Genomic DNA, 17371 nt, shown 5'->3' on the forward strand with positions numbered 1-17371 from the left:
ACGATCATGTCTGAAAGATCACACACACCGGTTTTGGACCGCGTTAGCACACCTGCAGATATGAAAAGCCTTAGCGATGCAGAACTGCACCAGCTTGCTGATGATGTCCGGTCTGAGGTGATTAGCGCAGTATCGGTCACGGGCGGTCACCTTGGCGCTGGCCTTGGTGTTGTCGAGTTGACGGTGGCGCTTCACGCTGTTTTTGATACCCCGAAAGATAAGATCATCTGGGACGTTGGTCATCAATGCTACCCCCACAAAGTCTTGACTGGACGTCGTGACCGCATCCGTACATTGCGCCAAAAAGACGGGCTGAGCGGTTTCACAAAACGCAGTGAATCCCCGTTTGACCCCTTCGGTGCTGCCCATAGTTCCACGTCTATTTCTGCTGCACTTGGCTTTGCGGTCGCTCGTGATTTGGGGGGCGCCCCACCCGAAGGAAACGGCGATGCGATTGCTGTCATTGGTGACGGCTCCATGTCAGCGGGCATGGCATTTGAAGCGATGAACAACGCGGGCCATCTGAAAAAACGCATGATCGTTGTGTTGAATGACAATGAGATGTCGATCGCGCCGCCCGTTGGCGCACTGTCTTCTTACCTAAGCCAGCTTTACGCGGGCGCGCCGTTTCAGGAGTTTAAGTCCGCCGCAAAGGGTGCAGTAAGTTTGCTGCCGGAACCTTTCCGCGAAGGGGCGAAGCGGGCGAAAGATATGCTGAAACACATGACTGTGGGCGGCACATTGTTTGAACAGTTGGGCTTTTCCTATGTTGGCCCAATCGATGGTCACGATCTAGATCAGCTTTTGCCAGTGTTGCGAACTGTCCATGATCGCGCGACTGGCCCAATCTTGATCCACTGCATTACGAAAAAAGGTAAAGGCTATGCTCCGGCTGAGCAGGCGCGTGACAAAGGGCACGGTGTCTCCAAGTTCAACGTTGTGACAGGTGAGCAGAAAAAGGCACCCAGCAATGCGCCAAGCTACACCAAGGTATTCGCGCAAACCCTTCTTGATGAAGCCAGCCGCGATGATAAAGTTTGCGCCGTAACCGCCGCGATGCCCGATGGGACTGGGTTAAACTTATTCGCTGAACGCTACCCAAGCCGGTGCTTTGATGTGGGCATTGCCGAGCAACATGGGGTTACGTTTTCCGCGGCTCTTGCGGCGGGCGGCATGAAGCCGTTTTGCGCGATGTATTCAACGTTCCTACAGCGCGGCTATGATCAAGTCGTTCATGATGTTGCCATTCAGCGCCTACCTGTCCGTTTTGCGATTGATCGCGCCGGGCTTGTGGGTGCGGACGGGGCAACGCACGCGGGTGCGTTTGATGTTGCTTATCTGAGCAACCTTCCTGACTTTGTTGTTATGGCGGCCGCTGATGAGGCAGAGTTGGTGCATATGGTTGCCACAGCTGCGGCTTATGATGACGGCCCTATCGCTTTCCGTTTTCCGCGGGGCGAGGGTGTAGGGGTTCAGCTTCCTGAACGCGGCGAAGCGCTTGAAATTGGTAAAGGTCGTATGATCCGTGAGGGCGCACGCGTTGCCATTTTGTCTTTTGGCACCCGTTTGGCGGAAGTAGAGGCAGCGTGTGAAGCGCTCGCGGCCCGCGGTATAACCCCAACAGTCGCTGACGCCCGTTTTGCCAAGCCCCTTGATCGCACATTGATCTTGGATTTGGCGGAAAAGCACGAGGCGCTGATTACCATTGAAGAAGGTGCTGTTGGTGGTTTCGGATCACACGTGGCGCAGCTTTTGGCGAATGAGGCCGTTTTTGACACTGGCCTGAAGTTCCGCTCGATGGTGTTGCCTGATACGTTTATCGATCAGTCCAGCCCCGAAGATATGTATGCGATGGCTGGCCTTAATGCAGCAGACATTGAGGCAAAAGTTCTCGATGTTCTTGGGGTTGCGAAGCTTGATAGCAAACGCGCTTAGCGTTTGCCTAATTGCTCTTCGATTGATTTTAACCGCTCCAAAACTTCATCGCGGTAGGCGTCTGTGACAGCGTTCGTTTCTTCTGCGTGCGCTTCTTGCATCGAGTTCACAACCAGACCTACGATTAAGTTCACCACGGCGAATGTGGTGACCATGATGAACGGCACAAAGAAGAGCCAAGCATAGGGATAGACCTCCATCACAGGGCGCACGATGCCCATTGACCAGCTTTCCAGCGTCATGATTTGAAACAGTGAATAAAGCGAAAGCCATAAGCTTCCGAACCATTCCGGAAACGCAGAGGCGAAGAGCTTGGTCGCCATAACTGCGCTGATATAGAAGATCAGCGCCATCAACAAAAAGACACTGCCCATGCCAGGTAGCGCGTTCACAAAACCTTCGACGACCCGCCGCAACGATGGAGCCACAGTGATGACGCGCAGCACCCGCAGGATGCGCATGGCCCGCAAAACGCTAAGCCCCTGCGCTGCAGGGACGAGGGAAATGCCCACAATAATGAAGTCGAACCAGTTCCAGCCCGATCGAAAAAATCGACCGCGATAGGCTACCAGCTTTACCAGCAACTCAATTACGAATACGGCTAAACACGCGCTATCGAGCGTTGTGATCAGCGTCCCATAGTTTTGCATCAACCCGTTTGACGTTTCCATTCCCAACAAGATTGCGTTGAAAATGATAACGCCCATGATGATGTTGCGTGTCAGTGGGCGCTCAAGAAATACAGTCAACTGGTGCATGATTATGGTCCTTTGGTTGGACGTAATATGTGTGCTTATGCGGCGCTTACAATGGGCGCTCAACGCTGTCCTGCTCTAACTTCAACAGCGCCTGTAGGCCGGTTTTGTAATCTGGGTATTTCAGTTCAACGCCCAGCTCCGTTTTGATCCGCTCGTTTGAGACTTTCTTGGACTCAGCGTAAAAGCTGCGCGCCATTGGGGTCATCTCTGCTGTTTCGTAGTCGATTGCAGGTGGAACTGGTGCGCCAAGCAATTGCGCTGCGTATTCAATAACGTCTTCGGGTGGTGCGGGATCATTGTCGCACAGGTTGTACACCGCACCAACGTTTGGGCGCGTGATTGATGCCCATAACACCTGCGCAATATCTTCTACGTGAATTCTGCTGAACACCTGACCTTGTTTGATGATCCGCCGCGCAGTTCTGTTGCGGACCTTGGCAAAAGGGCCGCGACCGGGCCCATAAATGCCGGCCAGCCGAAAGATATGAAGCGGTAGGTTAGGGATGCTCTGCCACTCTGCTTCGGCAGTGACGCGCAGTTGCCCGCGCTTGGTAGCGGGGGTTAACGCCGTATTTTCATCCACCCAGTCTCCTCGATGGTCGCCATAAACACCTGTGGTCGATAAGTAGCCAGCCCACTTAAGGCGTGGTGCTAGCGTCGTAATTTCGTCTTTGAGGCTGTTCAAAACCGGATCGCCCTGCTCGGACGGGCCTGCACTGATCAGGAGATGTGTCGCCTCTCTCAAAGCGGTATCAAGCGTCTCGCCGGGCCATATAACCGGCTTGATCCCTTGAGCGCGCAAAACTGCTGCTTTTTCTTCGGTGCGTGTGGTGCCGTAAACGGTCCAGTCACTAGGCAAAATTCGACTTAGGGCGCGTGCGGAAAATCCATGTCCAAATGAAAGTAGGGTCGTCATGTGAAAACTCCTTGATCTACCGCAATGGTCCGAAAGTTAGCAGGACAGGGCACGTTAAGCGACACGCGAAAATCTGGTTGATGTTGCTAAGTTCGGGTGCAACGGTTTGCACGGTATAACAAATGAGAACAGGCGGACCAGTGATGATTGACCCTACCAGAATGCTACCGGTTTGTTCGCCCGAACAAGGTGCGCCACAGCATTTCAAAAACGCGGCTGAGGCGGTGGTTCGACTTCGGGCGCTTTATGATGAAGCAGTGGAATTTCTGTGCGCCCATTTCGAAGCCAGTCTGACTGGCGAAAGCCCTACCCAACGGTTCCGCGCCTTCTACCCAGAAATCAGACTGCATTCCACAAGCTTTGCGCAGACGGACAGCCGTCTGTCGTTTGGTCACGTACCAAGTCCGGGTATCTACGCGACGACAGTGACGCGGCCTGACTTGTTTGCCAGCTACCTTGAACAGCAGATCGATCTTTTGCTGACCAATCATGGTGGCGAGGTTGAAATTGGAACGTCCCAAACGCCAATGCCCGTCCACTTTGCTGTCGCTAACAAAGGTGGGCTGAATGTCCCCCAAGACGGGGCGGTTAAGTTTACTCTGCGTGATGTTTTCGATGTTCCAGATTTGTCGACAACCAACGATGATATCGTAAACGGCCTAGGCTTTACTTATGAAGATGGGGCAATGCCCGTTGCGCCTTTTACTGCGCAACGGGTGGACTATTCGCTGGCCCGGCTTTCTCATTACACGGCTACGGACCCCGGTCATTTTCAGAACCATGTCCTGTTCACGAACTACCAGTTTTACGTCGAGGAGTTTGAAGCCTACGCACGCGAAATGCTGCGCGAACCTGCAAGTGGTTATACCGCATTTGTTGGTCCTGGTAATGACGTGATTACGGACCCGGATATGGCCTGCACCCCGCCTGCAAAGCTGCCCCAGATGCCAACGTACCATCTTAAGCGCGCCGGTGGCGGTGGGATTACTTTGGTCAATATTGGGGTCGGCCCGTCAAACGCAAAAACGGCCACGGATCATATCGCAGTGCTGCGCCCGCATGCGTGGCTTATGGTTGGTCACTGTGCGGGTTTGCGAAATTCCCAAGCCTTAGGTGATTTTGTACTGGCCCATGCTTATCTGCGCGAAGACAAAGTTCTGGATGATGATTTGCCTGTTTGGGTGCCCATTCCACCGCTGGCCGAAATTCAGATCGCGCTGGAAAAAGCTGTGGCGCAGGTCACGAAGCTCGAAGGCTATGACCTAAAACAAATCATGCGCACAGGAACGGTTGCCAGCCTTGATAACCGTAACTGGGAACTGCGCGATCAAGAGGGTCCAGTTCAGCGCCTTTCGCAGTCGCGAGCAGTGGCACTTGATATGGAAAGTGCAACAATTGCCGCGAATGGTTTCCGCTTCCGTGTGCCGTATGGAACGTTGCTGTGCGTTTCGGATAAACCGCTGCACGGAGAGTTGAAATTGCCAGGAATGGCCTCTGATTTCTACACAACTCAGGTCGCGCGGCACCTCATGATTGGTATTCGCGCGATGGAATACTTGCGCGATATGCCTCTTGAGCGCATCCATTCACGCAAGCTCCGGAGCTTTGAAGAGACCGCATTCTTGTAAAAGTGGCGAAAAAAGGCGGTTTTTGCGGTTTTTCCAATCACAAAGAGTTGTGTGGGGACACTATATACCGTTAGATTATGCCCATGAGGCCCAAGATCGGGCGGAATGAGGAGACCTGTAAAATGGCGAAACCAATGACAAAGACCCAACTCGTAGCAGCACTTGCTGAGGAAATGGGCGTAGACAAGAAATCTGCTGGCGGCGCGCTTGAAGCGGTTGTTTCGCTTATTACACGCGAAGTAAGTGCTGGTGGCGCTGTGACCCTTCCAGGCGTTGGCAAAATCTATTGCCGCGAGCGTCCAGAGCGTATGGTGCGCAACCCAGCTACTGGCGAAATGCTGAAAAAAGATGCGGATAAAGTTGTCAAAATGACAATCGCTAAAGCGCTGAAAGACAGCGTTAACGGCTAAGTCGACCACAGACTTTATCGTGAATAGAGGGGTCGCCATGATGCGGCCCCTTTTTTGTTTTCGGCCCTATTGCGTCAGGAGTGTAGCAGCGTGGATCTACGTTCGGTTTTTCTGGGGCTGTCGTTTGCCTTGATGTGGTCATCAGCGTTTGCATCTGCACGTATTATTGTTCTTGAGGCGCCGCCTCTCATGGCGCTGTCGTTACGCTTCTTCATTTCTGGAACGGTCGCTGTTGGCATTGCATTGCTGTTCAAACAAAGCTGGCGGCTGACTAAAGCGCAGTGGCGCGCGACCGTTGTTTTTGGATTATGTCAGAACGCCCTGTATTTGGGTCTGAATTTTATCGCAATGCAAACGGTTCAAGCGTCTATTGCAGCGATCATCGCGTCTACCATGCCTCTTTTGGTCGCTTTGGTTGGCTGGGTATTTTTGCGCCAGCGTCTGCCTATTGTTGCGCTGCTTGGGCTGGTCACGGGCCTCGCTGGTGTTCTGGTTATTATGGTGCCACGGCTGCAAGGCGGGCTTGATCCGTGGGGTGTTTTGCTATGTGTGCTGGGCGTGGCGTCGCTGACAGTTGCGACGCTATCGGTCCGTAACGCGGTTTCCAATGGGCAGGTCCTGATGATTGTGGGGCTTCAGATGCTTGTAGGCTCTGCCGCGCTTATTGTGCCCGCGCTACTTTTTGAGACGTGGAATGTCACGATCACCCCGCTTCTTGCCAGCGCATTTATATATACGACCCTTGTCCCTGGTTTGGCGGCGACGGTAATTTGGTTCGTCTTGGTCAGCCGGATTGGTGCAGTGCGCGCCGCGACTTTCCATTTTCTTAACCCATTTTTTGGTGTCGCATTGGCAGCAATTTTGCTTGGGGAACAGATAGGGTTGATCGACGTTCTTGGCGTTGCCATTATCGCCGCAGGAATTTTTGCGGTGCAGGTGTCAAAGCAAACTTAGTAGAGGGTTCCGAGTATGAAAGTTTTGTGGATGGCGTTAGGTTTGTGTTTGGTCGCATCTGTCGTGCAGGCGCGGGGTCTTGAATATCAGCCTCGCCTTGACCGAGATAAACTGTCGCAAGGCGCAACTGTGTTGCTCGATTTTCGGACCGATTGGTGTATCGCATGTGCGCGGCACGCGTCCATTATTGATACGCTCAAAGAGCAAAATCCAGCGTTACGCGCGGCGATCACCTACATTGTTGTGGACTACGATACCTACGGTGAATCTGGCATGGCCAAAAAGCGACGGGTAACACAAAACGGCACACTTTTGCTGTTGCGTGGAAGCCGTGAGCTTGGCCGCGTTGAGGGCGCAGTTATGAACGACAGCGCTATAAAGGACCTGTTGGAACTGTCGCTTGATTAGTCTGAGTTAGTCAATTGTGCCGCGATTGCCGCCGGTTTGGCCGCGGTGCAGCAGCATATGATCCAGCATCACACAGGCCATCATGGCTTCGCCGACAGGAACCGCACGGATGCCAACACATGGGTCGTGACGGCCCTTGGTGATGATCTCGGTTTCTTCACCGGCTTTGGTAATTGTTTTGCGCGGCGATAATATGGACGAAGTCGGCTTAACGGCGAAACGTACCACGACATCCTGACCTGTGCTGATGCCGCCAAGGATACCACCGGCATGGTTGCTTGAATACTCTGGGCCGTTCGGCCCCATGAAAATCTCGTCAGCATTGTCGCGTCCGGTAAGTGCGGCGGCAGCCATCCCCTCACCAATTTCGACGCCCTTGACCGCGTTGATCGACATCATTGCAGCGGCCAAATCTGTATCAAGTTTGCCGTAAACAGGTGCACCAAGGCCAGCGGGAACATTGCGTGCAACGACTTCAATGATTGCTCCGACGCTGTTGTGATCGTCTTTACGCAACCACGTCAGATAGTCTTCCCATTCTTTTGCGGCATCCGCATCAGGGCACCAAAAGTCGTTTTGTCCGATCACATCCCAGTCAAACTTTGCGCGATCGATTTTCATCTCGCCCATCTGAACCATGTAGCCCGTCACAGACATAGCAGGGGCCATCGCCTTAATCGCCTCACGCGCGACACCACCCGCAGCAACGCGTGACGCGGTCTCACGCGCACTTGATCGGCCACCCCCACGGTAATCGCGGATGCCGTATTTTTGCCAATAGGTAATGTCTGCATGGCCGGGGCGGAACTTCTCAACGATATCGCCATAATCGCGCGACCGTTGATCCGTGTTGCGGATCATTAGTTGGATTGGCGTACCGGTTGTTTGGCCTTCAAAGACGCCAGATAGAATTTCTACTGCGTCCGGCTCTTGGCGTTGTGTCGTGTTTTTGTTCTGACCCGGTTTGCGCCTGTCTAACCAGTGTTGAAGCATTTCCGGCGTTACAGGCACTTGGGGAGGGCAGCCGTCAACGGTAGTACCCAAAGCAGGGCCGTGGCTCTCGCCCCAAGTTGTCACGCGGAACAAATGTCCAAAGCTGTTCATGCTCATCGGTGGTGCACTCCCCTTTTGAGATTGCATAAAGCGCGGGTGGCTCGGCCTCAAGTGTAGCCCAAAGAAAAACACCCCATCACAGTGGACGGGGCGTTAAATTCGTAAAACCTAATTGATAGGCTTATGCAGATTTTTTACCCTTTGCTGCCGCCCACAAACGCTTGTTTGTGAGGTAAAGCAGAACTGAAAGCACAGACAAGAAGATCAGGCCGGTAAGACCTGCTTGCTTGCGCGCCATCATTTTGGGCTCAGCTGTCCACATCAAGAACGCAGACACGTCCTGAGCGATGTCTTCCAACTCGGTTGATGCATCTTCGTCTGTAAATTCAACATCATCACCGTAAAGTGGGGGCGCCATTGAAATCCAGCCGCCTGGGAAGGCAGTGTTTTCATAAAGGATGGTGCCCGCTTCTTCTTTTTCCTCACCGGTGTAGCCGGCCAAGAGTGACGCAATGTACTCTGGCCCGCCCATGCCGTTGATAAGCTGGCTGATGCCTGTACCCGCAGGGCCGTGGAAGCCAGCGCGCGCTTTTGCCATCAAAGACAAGTCAGGTGCGTTAGCCAGTGCGGATGCTGGGAATTTGTCGGCAGGCGTCGCAGAACGGAAATCATCGATGGCGGCATCAAAGACTTCATATTCTTCGGCGTACGCAAAGACCTGATCTTCAGGAAGTGCAGGGCCACCGTCGTCAGACAAGTTACGGAATGAGACGTATTTCAAACCGTGACACGCTGCGCAGATCTCAGTGTAAACCTGAAGGCCGCGCTGAAGTTGGTTCTGGTCGAACGAGCCTGTCAGACCTTCAAATGAAAACGCGTAGTTTTCAATTTTTGCGTCTGATCCACCAGCAGCAAGCGCGCCGCCGGCCGAAAGGCCGAGGGCAACTGCTGTGGTAAGGGCGAGTTTCTTCAACATTGGGTAGTCCTTTCTCACTCGGCTGGTGTGGCTACTGCATCCGCAGCGCCATCTTTTTTGCCGTAGTGGGCATTGAAGTCGTCTTCGATTGTTGTTGGCGGTGTCATCGGTTTCTCAATGATTCCAAGCAACGGCAGAATGACGAGGAAGTAAGCGAACCAGTAGGTCGACGCGATAAGCGAGATGAGATCGTATGGGAACTCAGCCGGGCGTGCGCCCACCCACATCAGCACGAAGAAGTCGACAACCAGAAGGCCAAACCACCATTTGAACATTGGGCGGTAGCGGCCAGAGCGAACTGATGATGTGTCCAACCATGGTGCCAATGCCATCACAGCAATCGCACCAAACATAGCTAGAACGCCGAAGAACTTCGCATCAACAATGCCGAATGTTACGAAATCAGCCAACTGCACAACCCATACTTCCGCTGTGAAGGCGCGTAGGATTGCGTAGAATGGCAAGAAGTACCACTCGGGAACGATGTGCGCAGGTGTCACCAGCGCGTTCGCTTCGATGTAGTTGTCTGGGTGGCCAAGGTAGTTTGGCATAAAGCCAACAACTGCCATGAACACTACCAGCACGATTGCCAATGCGAACAAGTCTTTGATCACAAAGTATGGCCAGAAGGGGAGTGTGTCCCGCTCTGCTTCCTCTTTGGATGTGCGACGTACTTCAACACCAGTTGGGTTGTTGTTGCCAGTTGTGTGGAACGCCCAAATGTGAACGATCACCAGACCGGCAATGATAAACGGCATGAGATAGTGCAGGCTGAAGAAACGGTTCAGCGCAGGCTGGCCAACAGCGGATGCACCAAGCAACCATGTTTGAATGCTTTCACCAACAAACGGGATCGCACCGAATAGGCCAGTGATAACCGCTGTACCGTGGAACGACATCTGGCCCCAAGGGAGAACGTAACCCATGAATGCTGTACCCATCATCAACAGGTAGATCAGCATGCCGATGATCCATGTCACCTCACGTGGCGCTTTGTACGAGCCATAGTATAGGCCACGGAAAATGTGGGCATATACAGCGACAAAGAACAGCGACGCACCGTTCATGTGGAAATAGCGGATCATATGGCCGCCGTTCACGTCACGCATGATGTGCTCAACAGACGCAAACGCCATATCAACGTGCGGTACATAGTGCATAACCAGCACGATGCCGGTGATGATTTGAAGTGCCAGAGTAAACGTCAGAACGATACCCCAGATCCACATCCAGTTAAGGTTCTTTGGTGTGGGAAGCATAAGTGTGTCATAAAGCAGGCCTACAATGGGAAGGCGCTTGTGCAGCCATTTCTGGCCGTCTGACTTTGGTTCATAGTGGTCGTGTGGAATTCCAGACATATGGTATCTCCCTTAACCGAGTTGGATTGTTGTTTCGTCGACAAACGATGCCGTTGGAACGGGCAAGTTGCGTGGCGCTGGACCCTTACGGATACGGCCTGCGGTGTCGTAGTGTGAACCGTGGCATGGGCAGAACCAGCCGTTAAATTCACCAGCACCGTCGCCAAGAGGCACACAACCAAGGTGGGTACAAACGCCCATCATAACCAACCACTCGCCGTTTTCATCAAGAGAACGGTTCTCATCGGACGCATCCGCATCCGCAGCAATGTTCGCGTTGTCAGCGTTCGCATCCGGCAGAGCACCAAGATCAACCGCGCGCGCTTCGGCGATTTCTTCTGGGTTACGGCGGCGGATAAACACAGGCTTACCTTGCCAAAGAACAGTAATTTGCGTGCCGGGCTCAACATCGGCCACATCCACGCGGATGGATGCCAATGCCAAAACGTCAGCACTTGGGTTCATCTGGTTGACCAGTGGCCAAACGGCAGCGCCGGTAACCACAGCACCTGCGCCAGCGGTGGCGTAGTAGATGAAGTCGCGGCGGGTGCCTTGCGTATTTTCTGCGTGAGACACGATCGTGTTCTCCCCTTGTTTCCATTAGGCGGATCGGCCGAATGGGTCGATCAAATATGAACAGGCCACAGGGAATCCTGCAGCCGCTATCGACACGGTATTTAGAACGCGGATTGCAATCCGTCCAGCACACATTGAAGTCTGCCCGCCAAACTGCTCCAGTATGTCGCACAAACATACCTATTTTTTGCATGTGTTTACGGATTTGAAGGGAAATAAACGGGCTCTGAAGGGTTTAGCTCGTCCCATCGCTCGTATTTGTTCATGATCGATTGAAACAGAGGCGACGCCAAAAAATCACCTAGCCATTTTTGAACGCATGGGTAGGGCTGCTCGGCGAACCATGTCGCGTCCGTGTTTGCAAATTGGCGAATGAACGGGAGAATGGCGTAATCGGCCAGCGATGCTGTATGACCGCCAAGCCAAGGTCCTGACAGGCGCGCCTCAAGCGTTGCAATAAATGTGCAGGCTTTTTCACGCTCGGCGTTTGGGTCGGTGCCCGGAAAGCGCGTTGCGTATTTCGTGCGATCAAGGGCGGATTTGAATGGCCCGTCATTCAGGGCGATTAACTCGGCATCCTCGCCTGACAATGCACCAAGCGGATGATCTGCCAACGCCCACTTCATTACATCAAGGCTTTCTTCAATCACCTCATCGCCAATCATCAAAACGGGAACTGTGCCTTTGGGGGATGCAGTAAGCATTGCCGCCGGCTTATCGCGTAAGATGATTTCGCGTAGCTCAACGCGGGTTTGCGACAGCGTAATCGCCAAGCGTGCGCGCATCGCGTAGGGGCAGCGCCTGAATGAATACAGTACAGGTGTCATGCAACCAGATGTGTTGCCGTGTGCCCTGTGATCACCGCCTGCACGATCTGGCTTTCTGGCTGATCTGTTTCAAAATGCACTTCGGTGAATTGCTCCGTGCGCCCCATCCGTGGGTTTTCCATCAGCACGTTGTGGGTCTGGCCCACTTGCTGGGCTAAATGCGCGTTGACCTGCGCATCACCAGCGGCCCGCAGCCGTGCTGCACGGTCTTTGATTGCGCCACCTTGCACCGCAGGCATGCGCGCAGCAGGCGTCCCGGGGCGTGGTGAATAGGGAAAGACATGCAGCCACGTCAGATCACATTCCTCAACCAGCTTCAAAGAATTCTCAAACATCTCTTCGGTCTCGGTCGGAAAACCTGCAATGATGTCTGCGCCAAAAGTCATGTCAGGGCGTAGCTTTCGCGCTTCTTGGCAGAACGCGATCGCGTCACCGCGTAGGTGCCGCCGCTTCATTCGCTTGAGGATCAGATCATCCCCCGCCTGCAGCGAAAGGTGCAGATGTGGCATCAGGCGCGGCTGTGTGGCGATGGCTTCCATCAGGGCGTCGTCGACCTCAATACTATCAATGCTTGAAATACGTAGGCGGGGCAGGTCAGGCACCAATTTCAAGATGCGGATCACCAAGTCACCCAGTTTGGGTGCCATCGGCAAATCCGCACCCCATGAGGTCAGATCAACACCAGTCAGAACGACCTCGTTATATCCGCGGCCCACAAGCCGCTTGATCTGCTCAACCACCACGCCTGCTGCTACGGATCGTGAATTGCCCCGACCGTAAGGGATGATGCAAAATGTGCAGCGGTGATCGCATCCGTTCTGGACCTGCACATAGGCGCGGCTGCGTGTGCCAAAGCCGTCAATCAAATGCCCTGCGGTTTCCGTAACAGACATAATGTCGTCAACTTGAACGGGCTCAACCTTACCGACAAAGTCCGCCGCAAGCCCTGACCATGTGCCGGCGTCCATTTTCTCAGTGTTGCCGATAACTGCGTCGACCTCATCCATTTGGGCGAAACTGTCGGGGTCAATTTGTGCGGCGCAACCGGTCACGATAACCTTGGCGTCGGGGTTTTCACGACGAAGCTTACGGATGTCTTTGCGCGCTTTGCGCACAGCCTCGGCGGTCACAGCGCAGGTGTTGATGATGACTCCATCATTTAGGCCAGCGCCTTGGGCCAGCTCTTTCATCGCCGCGGTCTCATAGGCGTTCAGGCGGCATCCGTGGTTTGAGAAAATAGGTGCGCTCATAAGCCCGCCAACCAATCGGCTGTTAGAACACCGTCAAAAACATGGGCTGTCGGGCCGGTCATCCAAACGCCATCATCACGCCAATCAATCACTAACGTACCGCCATCCAAATCAATTTGCACTTTGCGTCCGGTCAATCCGCGACGATGCGCAGCAACAGCAGTGGCGCAGGAAGACGAACCAGAGGCCAGCGTGATACCTGCGCCGCGCTCCCATACGCGCATCCGCAGATGGTCAGGACCCAAAACATGAGCGACTTGGACATTGGTCCGTTCGGGGTAAAGCGGATGGTGCTCGTGCTTATGACCAAAAGACGTCAGATCAACTGCCTCGGCATCATCCACAAAGAAAGTGCAATGCGGGTTGCCCATGCCAGTCGCCGCAGGGCTGCCATCAATCGGAAGTGATAGGGTATCCAGTGGCTCGGCAAGCGGCACGTCGTGCCACTCAAGTTGCGGCTGGCCCATGTTGATCCATGTTTCACCTTCAACCATCACTGCCTGAAGTGCGCCGCGGCCCGTGTGAAGCGCAAGCTCTGTCACGCCCGTCATTGCCATTTCGCGCTCAGCGATACAGCGGGTCGCATTTCCACACGCCCCCGATGTGGATCCGTCCGAGTTGTAAAACGTCAGACGCAGCCCGTCCTCGATGACGGCCAGTTGGTCGAATCCCACGCCGCGATTCCTGTCAGCGATGGCCGCAACCAGCTTTGCAGACACCACAGGACCACCATTACGACTGTCGATCACGACAAAATCGTTTCCGGCACCGTGCATTTTCATAAAATTGACGGGCATATGATCAGTATTTTTGGTCATTTGAGCGGATATAGGGATTTCATAATAAAAGGGAAAGAGATTCTGAAAAAACGGGGTTGACCCCATTGGAGTGTCTTTCTAGACAAGCGCCTTGTGTGGGCCCTTAGCTCAGCTGGTAGAGCGGCTGACTTTTAATCAGTAGGTCACAGGTTCGAACCCTGTAGGGCTCACCATTTTCTCTCACTTCTACCATGAGAGTGATGCGTGAACACGCGAGGCACCGGATGCCGCCGCAAGGCATTCCACTTCGTCACATAATGCTGCTACCACTGTTCCAAACAACCTTTGGATCACAGCTTTATGACTGTTCGCTTCTTCTCTGACAAAACGCGTCCCATTCATATGGGGCCATACCCCTCAGAGCTTTTGGCGCGGGGCGAGCAGCCGATGTTGCGCGGCGTTCCAAAGCAGACCCAACTGACGTTCACGTCTGATAAGCCACATTCTGTCATCAATGCCATGCGCGAACATCAAGCAATGCTAGATGCCATCCGTGACGGGCTGATTAACCGTGGGCAAAGCGATATCCCATCGGATATTCAAGAGCGCGCGGACCATCTTAAGGCCTTTGGCTTTTTCAACGATGCAGCCGCTGTCGGTATTTGCCGCATCATGGATACGGATCGCCTCGAGGCGCCGTTTCGCAACCCTGACATCGACCGTTTGGCCCATGACCTGCAAACGCGGCAAACCAAATCGCTGGCATCAGGCATTGATATGATTATGGCCGATCTGAAAGACTCGGTCCAAGCGCCTGTGACCTCAATTGATGATCACACCCACGCCATTGTATTTTTGTACGAAAATCCGCGGGATATTTTACCGGATGAAATTGGTACAAAATGGATCGAGGGTGCCTATGCCCACCGCGCGGCTTTGCTGGCGTCTGAGTCTGCGACTGTCATTGCCAATTACTTACGCGTTTTGGGGTATTCGGCGCGCGCGCATACGGCCAGCACCAGTGATGTGGACCTTGGCCGTCTTTCGGTCAGCGCTGGCCTTACAACTGTTGAAAATGGTGCGCTGACCCATCCTTACGTTGGTACGCGGTTTGGTCTGGCTGTTGTGACAACCTCGCTTGATCTTGCGGCCGATCGCCCGCTTGTCCCGTTGGCTGAGCAACCCAAAAGTGCGTTTGGCATCCGTTGGAAACTTGGCACAAAATCAGCGAAAAATGCATTGAACGCGGCGCCTTTTGCCAAGCGGCGCTTTGTGGATGGGGCGCATGCGTTCGAGACACTTAAACGTGTAGATGACCCCACAACTTACATTGACGAGGCGCGGGTGGCGCGCGTTCCAAAGCGCACAGACATGTTTGCGCGTGCGCAGTTCGGCGATATGGGCAAGCCGCTGCAAAAGGCCTCTACGGGTGGCTTGTATGTGCGAAAATCTGCTCCGTCATCGGCGCAGCGCCGTGCGCTTGGGGCGTTTGTTCTATTGCAAGACGGTGTGCCAGCGGCGGAAAAAGCGCAGCTAAGCCCGACTGAGGCCGCCAATTTGGTAAAAGCCACCAGCTACTTTTTGGGCGTCGACGCTGTTGGCATTTCGCGCTGCCCTGATTGGACGTGGTATTCGCACGATGCAACGGGTACACCGATCACGCCTACCCATGATCAGGCAATTTCGATGATTGTTGATCAGGGCTATCCGTCGATGGAGGGGTCGTCGGGGGATGATTGGATCGCGGTTGCGCAATCCATGCGCGCATATTTGCGGTTCTCTTTGTTGGGCGGTGTGTTGGCTAAACAAATCCGTAATCTTGGCTATTCCGCCAAGGCCCACACAGTGATGGACGGTGAGGTATTGCAGCCGCCGCTGTTGCTTTTGGCAGGGTTGGGCGAGGTCAGCCGCATTGGTGAAGTCATCCTTAACCCCTTTTTGGGGCCGCGCCTGAAATCTGGTGTGGTGACCACAGACCTGCCGCTTAGTCACGACAAGCCGATTGATTTCGGGCTGCAGAACTTTTGTAACGCGTGCAACAAATGTGCGCGTGAGTGTCCAAGCGGGGCGATCACCGCAGGACCAAAGCTGATGTTCAATGGCTATGAGATTTGGAAATCTGATAGCCAGAAATGCACAACATACCGTGTTACAACACCAGGTGGCGCGATGTGTGGTCGCTGTATGAAAACTTGCCCGTGGAACCTTGAGGGGGTCTTCAAGGAAAAGCCCTTTCGGTGGGCTGCGATGAATGTGCCAAAAGCAGCACCGTTACTGGCAAAGCTTGATGATGCGGTTGGTAATGGCGGTTTGAACAGCGTCAAAAAGTGGTGGTGGGATCTCGAAATTACTGAGGATGGCGGCTACCGACCTACGGATAAACCTGTCAATGCGCGCGATCTGCAAAAGGATCTTGATCTGAGATACGAAGACCAAACCCTTGCGGTTTATCCGGCCAACCTTGCGCCGCACCCCTATCCGTACCCTTTTGAGATGGACCGAGAAGCCGGGATTAAAGCCTACCGCGATATGATCACCGCAGACGCCTATAAGGCCAAGCTGGCGGGCGGCGAAGTGGCCGAGGTTGCGCACACCTACACCGCCGATGGGGACAGCCCTGTGATTGAGATGCGCATCTCAAAAGTCGAAAAGATGACGGCCGATATTACGAAATATGAATTCACTGCCGCAGACGGCGCGCCCCTTCCTGCGTGGCAGGCGGGTGCGCATTTGGACGTGTTGGTATCCCCAGAATATCTTCGCCAGTATTCCATGTCCGGTAATCCCGCTGACAGGACCACCTATCAAATCGGTGTGCTACGCGAGGATGATGGCCGCGGGGGATCTAAGTTGATGCACCGCATTTTTGAAGAAGGCCGCAGGGTCTTTGTATCGCCCCCCATCAACCACTTTGCCCTTGAGCAGACAGAACATACCACGCTTTTGTTTGGTGGCGGGATTGGCATTACGCCGATGATCGCAATGGCCCATGAATTACATGCCGAAGGCCGTCCGTTTGCGTTGCACTACTCTGGCCGCACGCGCGCTTCGATGGGGTATCTGGATGATCTGGCAAATGCGCCATGGGCCAGCCATGTACATCTACACATCACTGACGAAGGTACGCGGGTTAATCTGGATGAAAGCATACCCGCCTATCAGCAGGGTATGCACATCTATACCTGTGGCGGTGAGGCTTACATGAAGTCTGTCATTCAATCTGCTGCGGCGCGGGGCTTTCCAGAAGAAGCGCGACATCTGGAGTATTTCATTGTGCCAGAGCAGCCTGATTACGTGAATGAGCCGTTTGGCATTAAGCTAAATGACGGGCGTACGCTTGAGGTGCCCAAAGATAAAACGGCGGCGGATGTTCTTAATGAAAACGGTATCCGCGTGGATGTAAAATGCTCGGATGGGATTTGTGGCGTGTGTAAATGCAGTGTGAAAAGCGGTGATGTTGAGCACCGTGATTTTGTGCTGTCAAAAGCACAGCGCGCAGACACAATCATTTTGTGCCAGTCGCGCGCTGCTGAAAAAGATGGGGTGCTAGAGGTTGATCTTTAG

15 protein-coding genes and 1 tRNA gene are annotated in these 17371 nt (G+C 53.9%); 7 read left to right on the forward strand and 9 right to left on the reverse strand.

Annotation, left to right across the window (positions count from 1 at the left end):
* Positions 1 to 6: 6 nt before the first annotated feature.
* Positions 7 to 1935, forward strand: a complete 1929-nt coding sequence (gene dxs / locus ACTF5M_RS04125; protein ID WP_438959819.1) for a 1-deoxy-D-xylulose-5-phosphate synthase — start codon at positions 7 to 9, stop codon at positions 1933 to 1935.
* Here dxs and ACTF5M_RS04130 read toward each other — a convergent pair.
* Together ACTF5M_RS04130 and ACTF5M_RS04135 are read right to left on the reverse strand one after the other, a co-directional pair.
* The gene (locus ACTF5M_RS04130) at positions 1932 to 2693 is read right to left on the reverse strand and encodes an ion transporter (RefSeq protein WP_438959820.1); all 762 of its coding nucleotides are present in this window, start codon (positions 2691 to 2693) and stop codon (positions 1932 to 1934) included. The two genes, dxs and ACTF5M_RS04130, sit on opposite strands and share 4 nt — an antisense overlap.
* Positions 2694 to 2739: 46 nt before the next feature.
* Positions 2740 to 3609, reverse strand: coding sequence for an SDR family oxidoreductase (locus tag ACTF5M_RS04135; RefSeq protein ID WP_438959821.1), 870 nt, complete (start codon positions 3607 to 3609; stop codon positions 2740 to 2742).
* Between the two features lie 161 nt (positions 3610 to 3770).
* Between ACTF5M_RS04135 and ACTF5M_RS04140 the strand changes: the two genes are divergently transcribed.
* The 4 genes from ACTF5M_RS04140 to ACTF5M_RS04155 all read left to right on the forward strand — a co-directional run bounded on the left by ACTF5M_RS04140 (position 3771) and on the right by ACTF5M_RS04155 (position 7009).
* Positions 3771 to 5237, forward strand: coding sequence for an AMP nucleosidase (locus tag ACTF5M_RS04140; protein ID WP_438959884.1), 1467 nt, complete (start codon positions 3771 to 3773; stop codon positions 5235 to 5237).
* Between the two features lie 122 nt (positions 5238 to 5359).
* A complete protein-coding gene (locus ACTF5M_RS04145; protein WP_048598478.1) occupies positions 5360 to 5647 on the forward strand; it encodes an HU family DNA-binding protein in 288 nt (95 codons plus the stop codon).
* Between the two features lie 90 nt (positions 5648 to 5737).
* Positions 5738 to 6601 (forward strand): DMT family transporter, encoded by an 864-nt coding sequence (locus ACTF5M_RS04150; protein ID WP_438959822.1) that lies wholly within the window; start codon positions 5738 to 5740, stop codon positions 6599 to 6601.
* Positions 6602 to 6616: 15 nt separating this feature from the next.
* Entirely contained in the window at positions 6617 to 7009 is a 393-nt protein-coding gene (locus ACTF5M_RS04155; protein ID WP_438959823.1) for a thioredoxin family protein, read from the forward strand.
* A gap of 6 nt (positions 7010 to 7015) precedes the next feature.
* Here ACTF5M_RS04155 and aroC read toward each other — a convergent pair whose 3' ends face one another.
* From aroC to dapF, 7 genes are all read right to left on the reverse strand, one after another.
* Positions 7016 to 8119: a chorismate synthase gene (gene aroC, locus ACTF5M_RS04160; RefSeq protein ID WP_438959824.1), complete on the reverse strand. Its 1104-nt coding sequence runs from the start codon at positions 8117 to 8119 to the stop codon at positions 7016 to 7018.
* Between the two features lie 124 nt (positions 8120 to 8243).
* Complete coding sequence (locus ACTF5M_RS04165; protein WP_438959825.1) at positions 8244 to 9038, reverse strand: cytochrome c1; 795 nt, start codon at positions 9036 to 9038, stop codon at positions 8244 to 8246.
* A gap of 14 nt (positions 9039 to 9052) precedes the next feature.
* Complete coding sequence (locus ACTF5M_RS04170; protein WP_438959826.1) at positions 9053 to 10396, reverse strand: cytochrome b; 1344 nt, start codon at positions 10394 to 10396, stop codon at positions 9053 to 9055.
* A gap of 12 nt (positions 10397 to 10408) precedes the next feature.
* Positions 10409 to 10972: a ubiquinol-cytochrome c reductase iron-sulfur subunit gene (gene petA / locus ACTF5M_RS04175; RefSeq protein ID WP_438959827.1), complete on the reverse strand. Its 564-nt coding sequence runs from the start codon at positions 10970 to 10972 to the stop codon at positions 10409 to 10411.
* Between the two features lie 197 nt (positions 10973 to 11169).
* On the reverse strand, positions 11170 to 11799 hold the full coding sequence (locus tag ACTF5M_RS04180) for a glutathione S-transferase (protein ID WP_438959828.1): 630 nt from the start codon (positions 11797 to 11799) through the stop codon (positions 11170 to 11172).
* A complete protein-coding gene (gene mtaB, locus ACTF5M_RS04185; RefSeq protein ID WP_438959829.1) occupies positions 11796 to 13049 on the reverse strand; it encodes a tRNA (N(6)-L-threonylcarbamoyladenosine(37)-C(2))-methylthiotransferase MtaB in 1254 nt (417 codons plus the stop codon). Before mtaB ends, ACTF5M_RS04180 begins: the two co-directional genes overlap by 4 nt.
* Positions 13046 to 13867 carry a diaminopimelate epimerase gene (gene dapF / locus ACTF5M_RS04190; RefSeq protein ID WP_438959830.1) on the reverse strand — a complete coding sequence of 274 codons (822 nt, stop codon included), beginning with the start codon at positions 13865 to 13867 and terminating at the stop codon, positions 13046 to 13048. Before dapF ends, mtaB begins: the two co-directional genes overlap by 4 nt.
* Before the next feature lie 97 nt (positions 13868 to 13964).
* Between dapF and ACTF5M_RS04195 the strand changes: the two genes are divergently transcribed.
* Positions 13965 to 14040: transfer RNA gene (locus ACTF5M_RS04195), tRNA-Lys, on the forward strand.
* Positions 14041 to 14167: 127 nt separating this feature from the next.
* Positions 14168 to 17371 (forward strand): 2Fe-2S iron-sulfur cluster-binding protein, encoded by a 3204-nt coding sequence (locus tag ACTF5M_RS04200; RefSeq protein WP_438959831.1) that lies wholly within the window; start codon positions 14168 to 14170, stop codon positions 17369 to 17371.

The sequence above is a fragment of the Nereida sp. genome (assembly GCF_965655635.1).
Classification (GTDB): domain Bacteria; phylum Pseudomonadota; class Alphaproteobacteria; order Rhodobacterales; family Rhodobacteraceae; genus Nereida.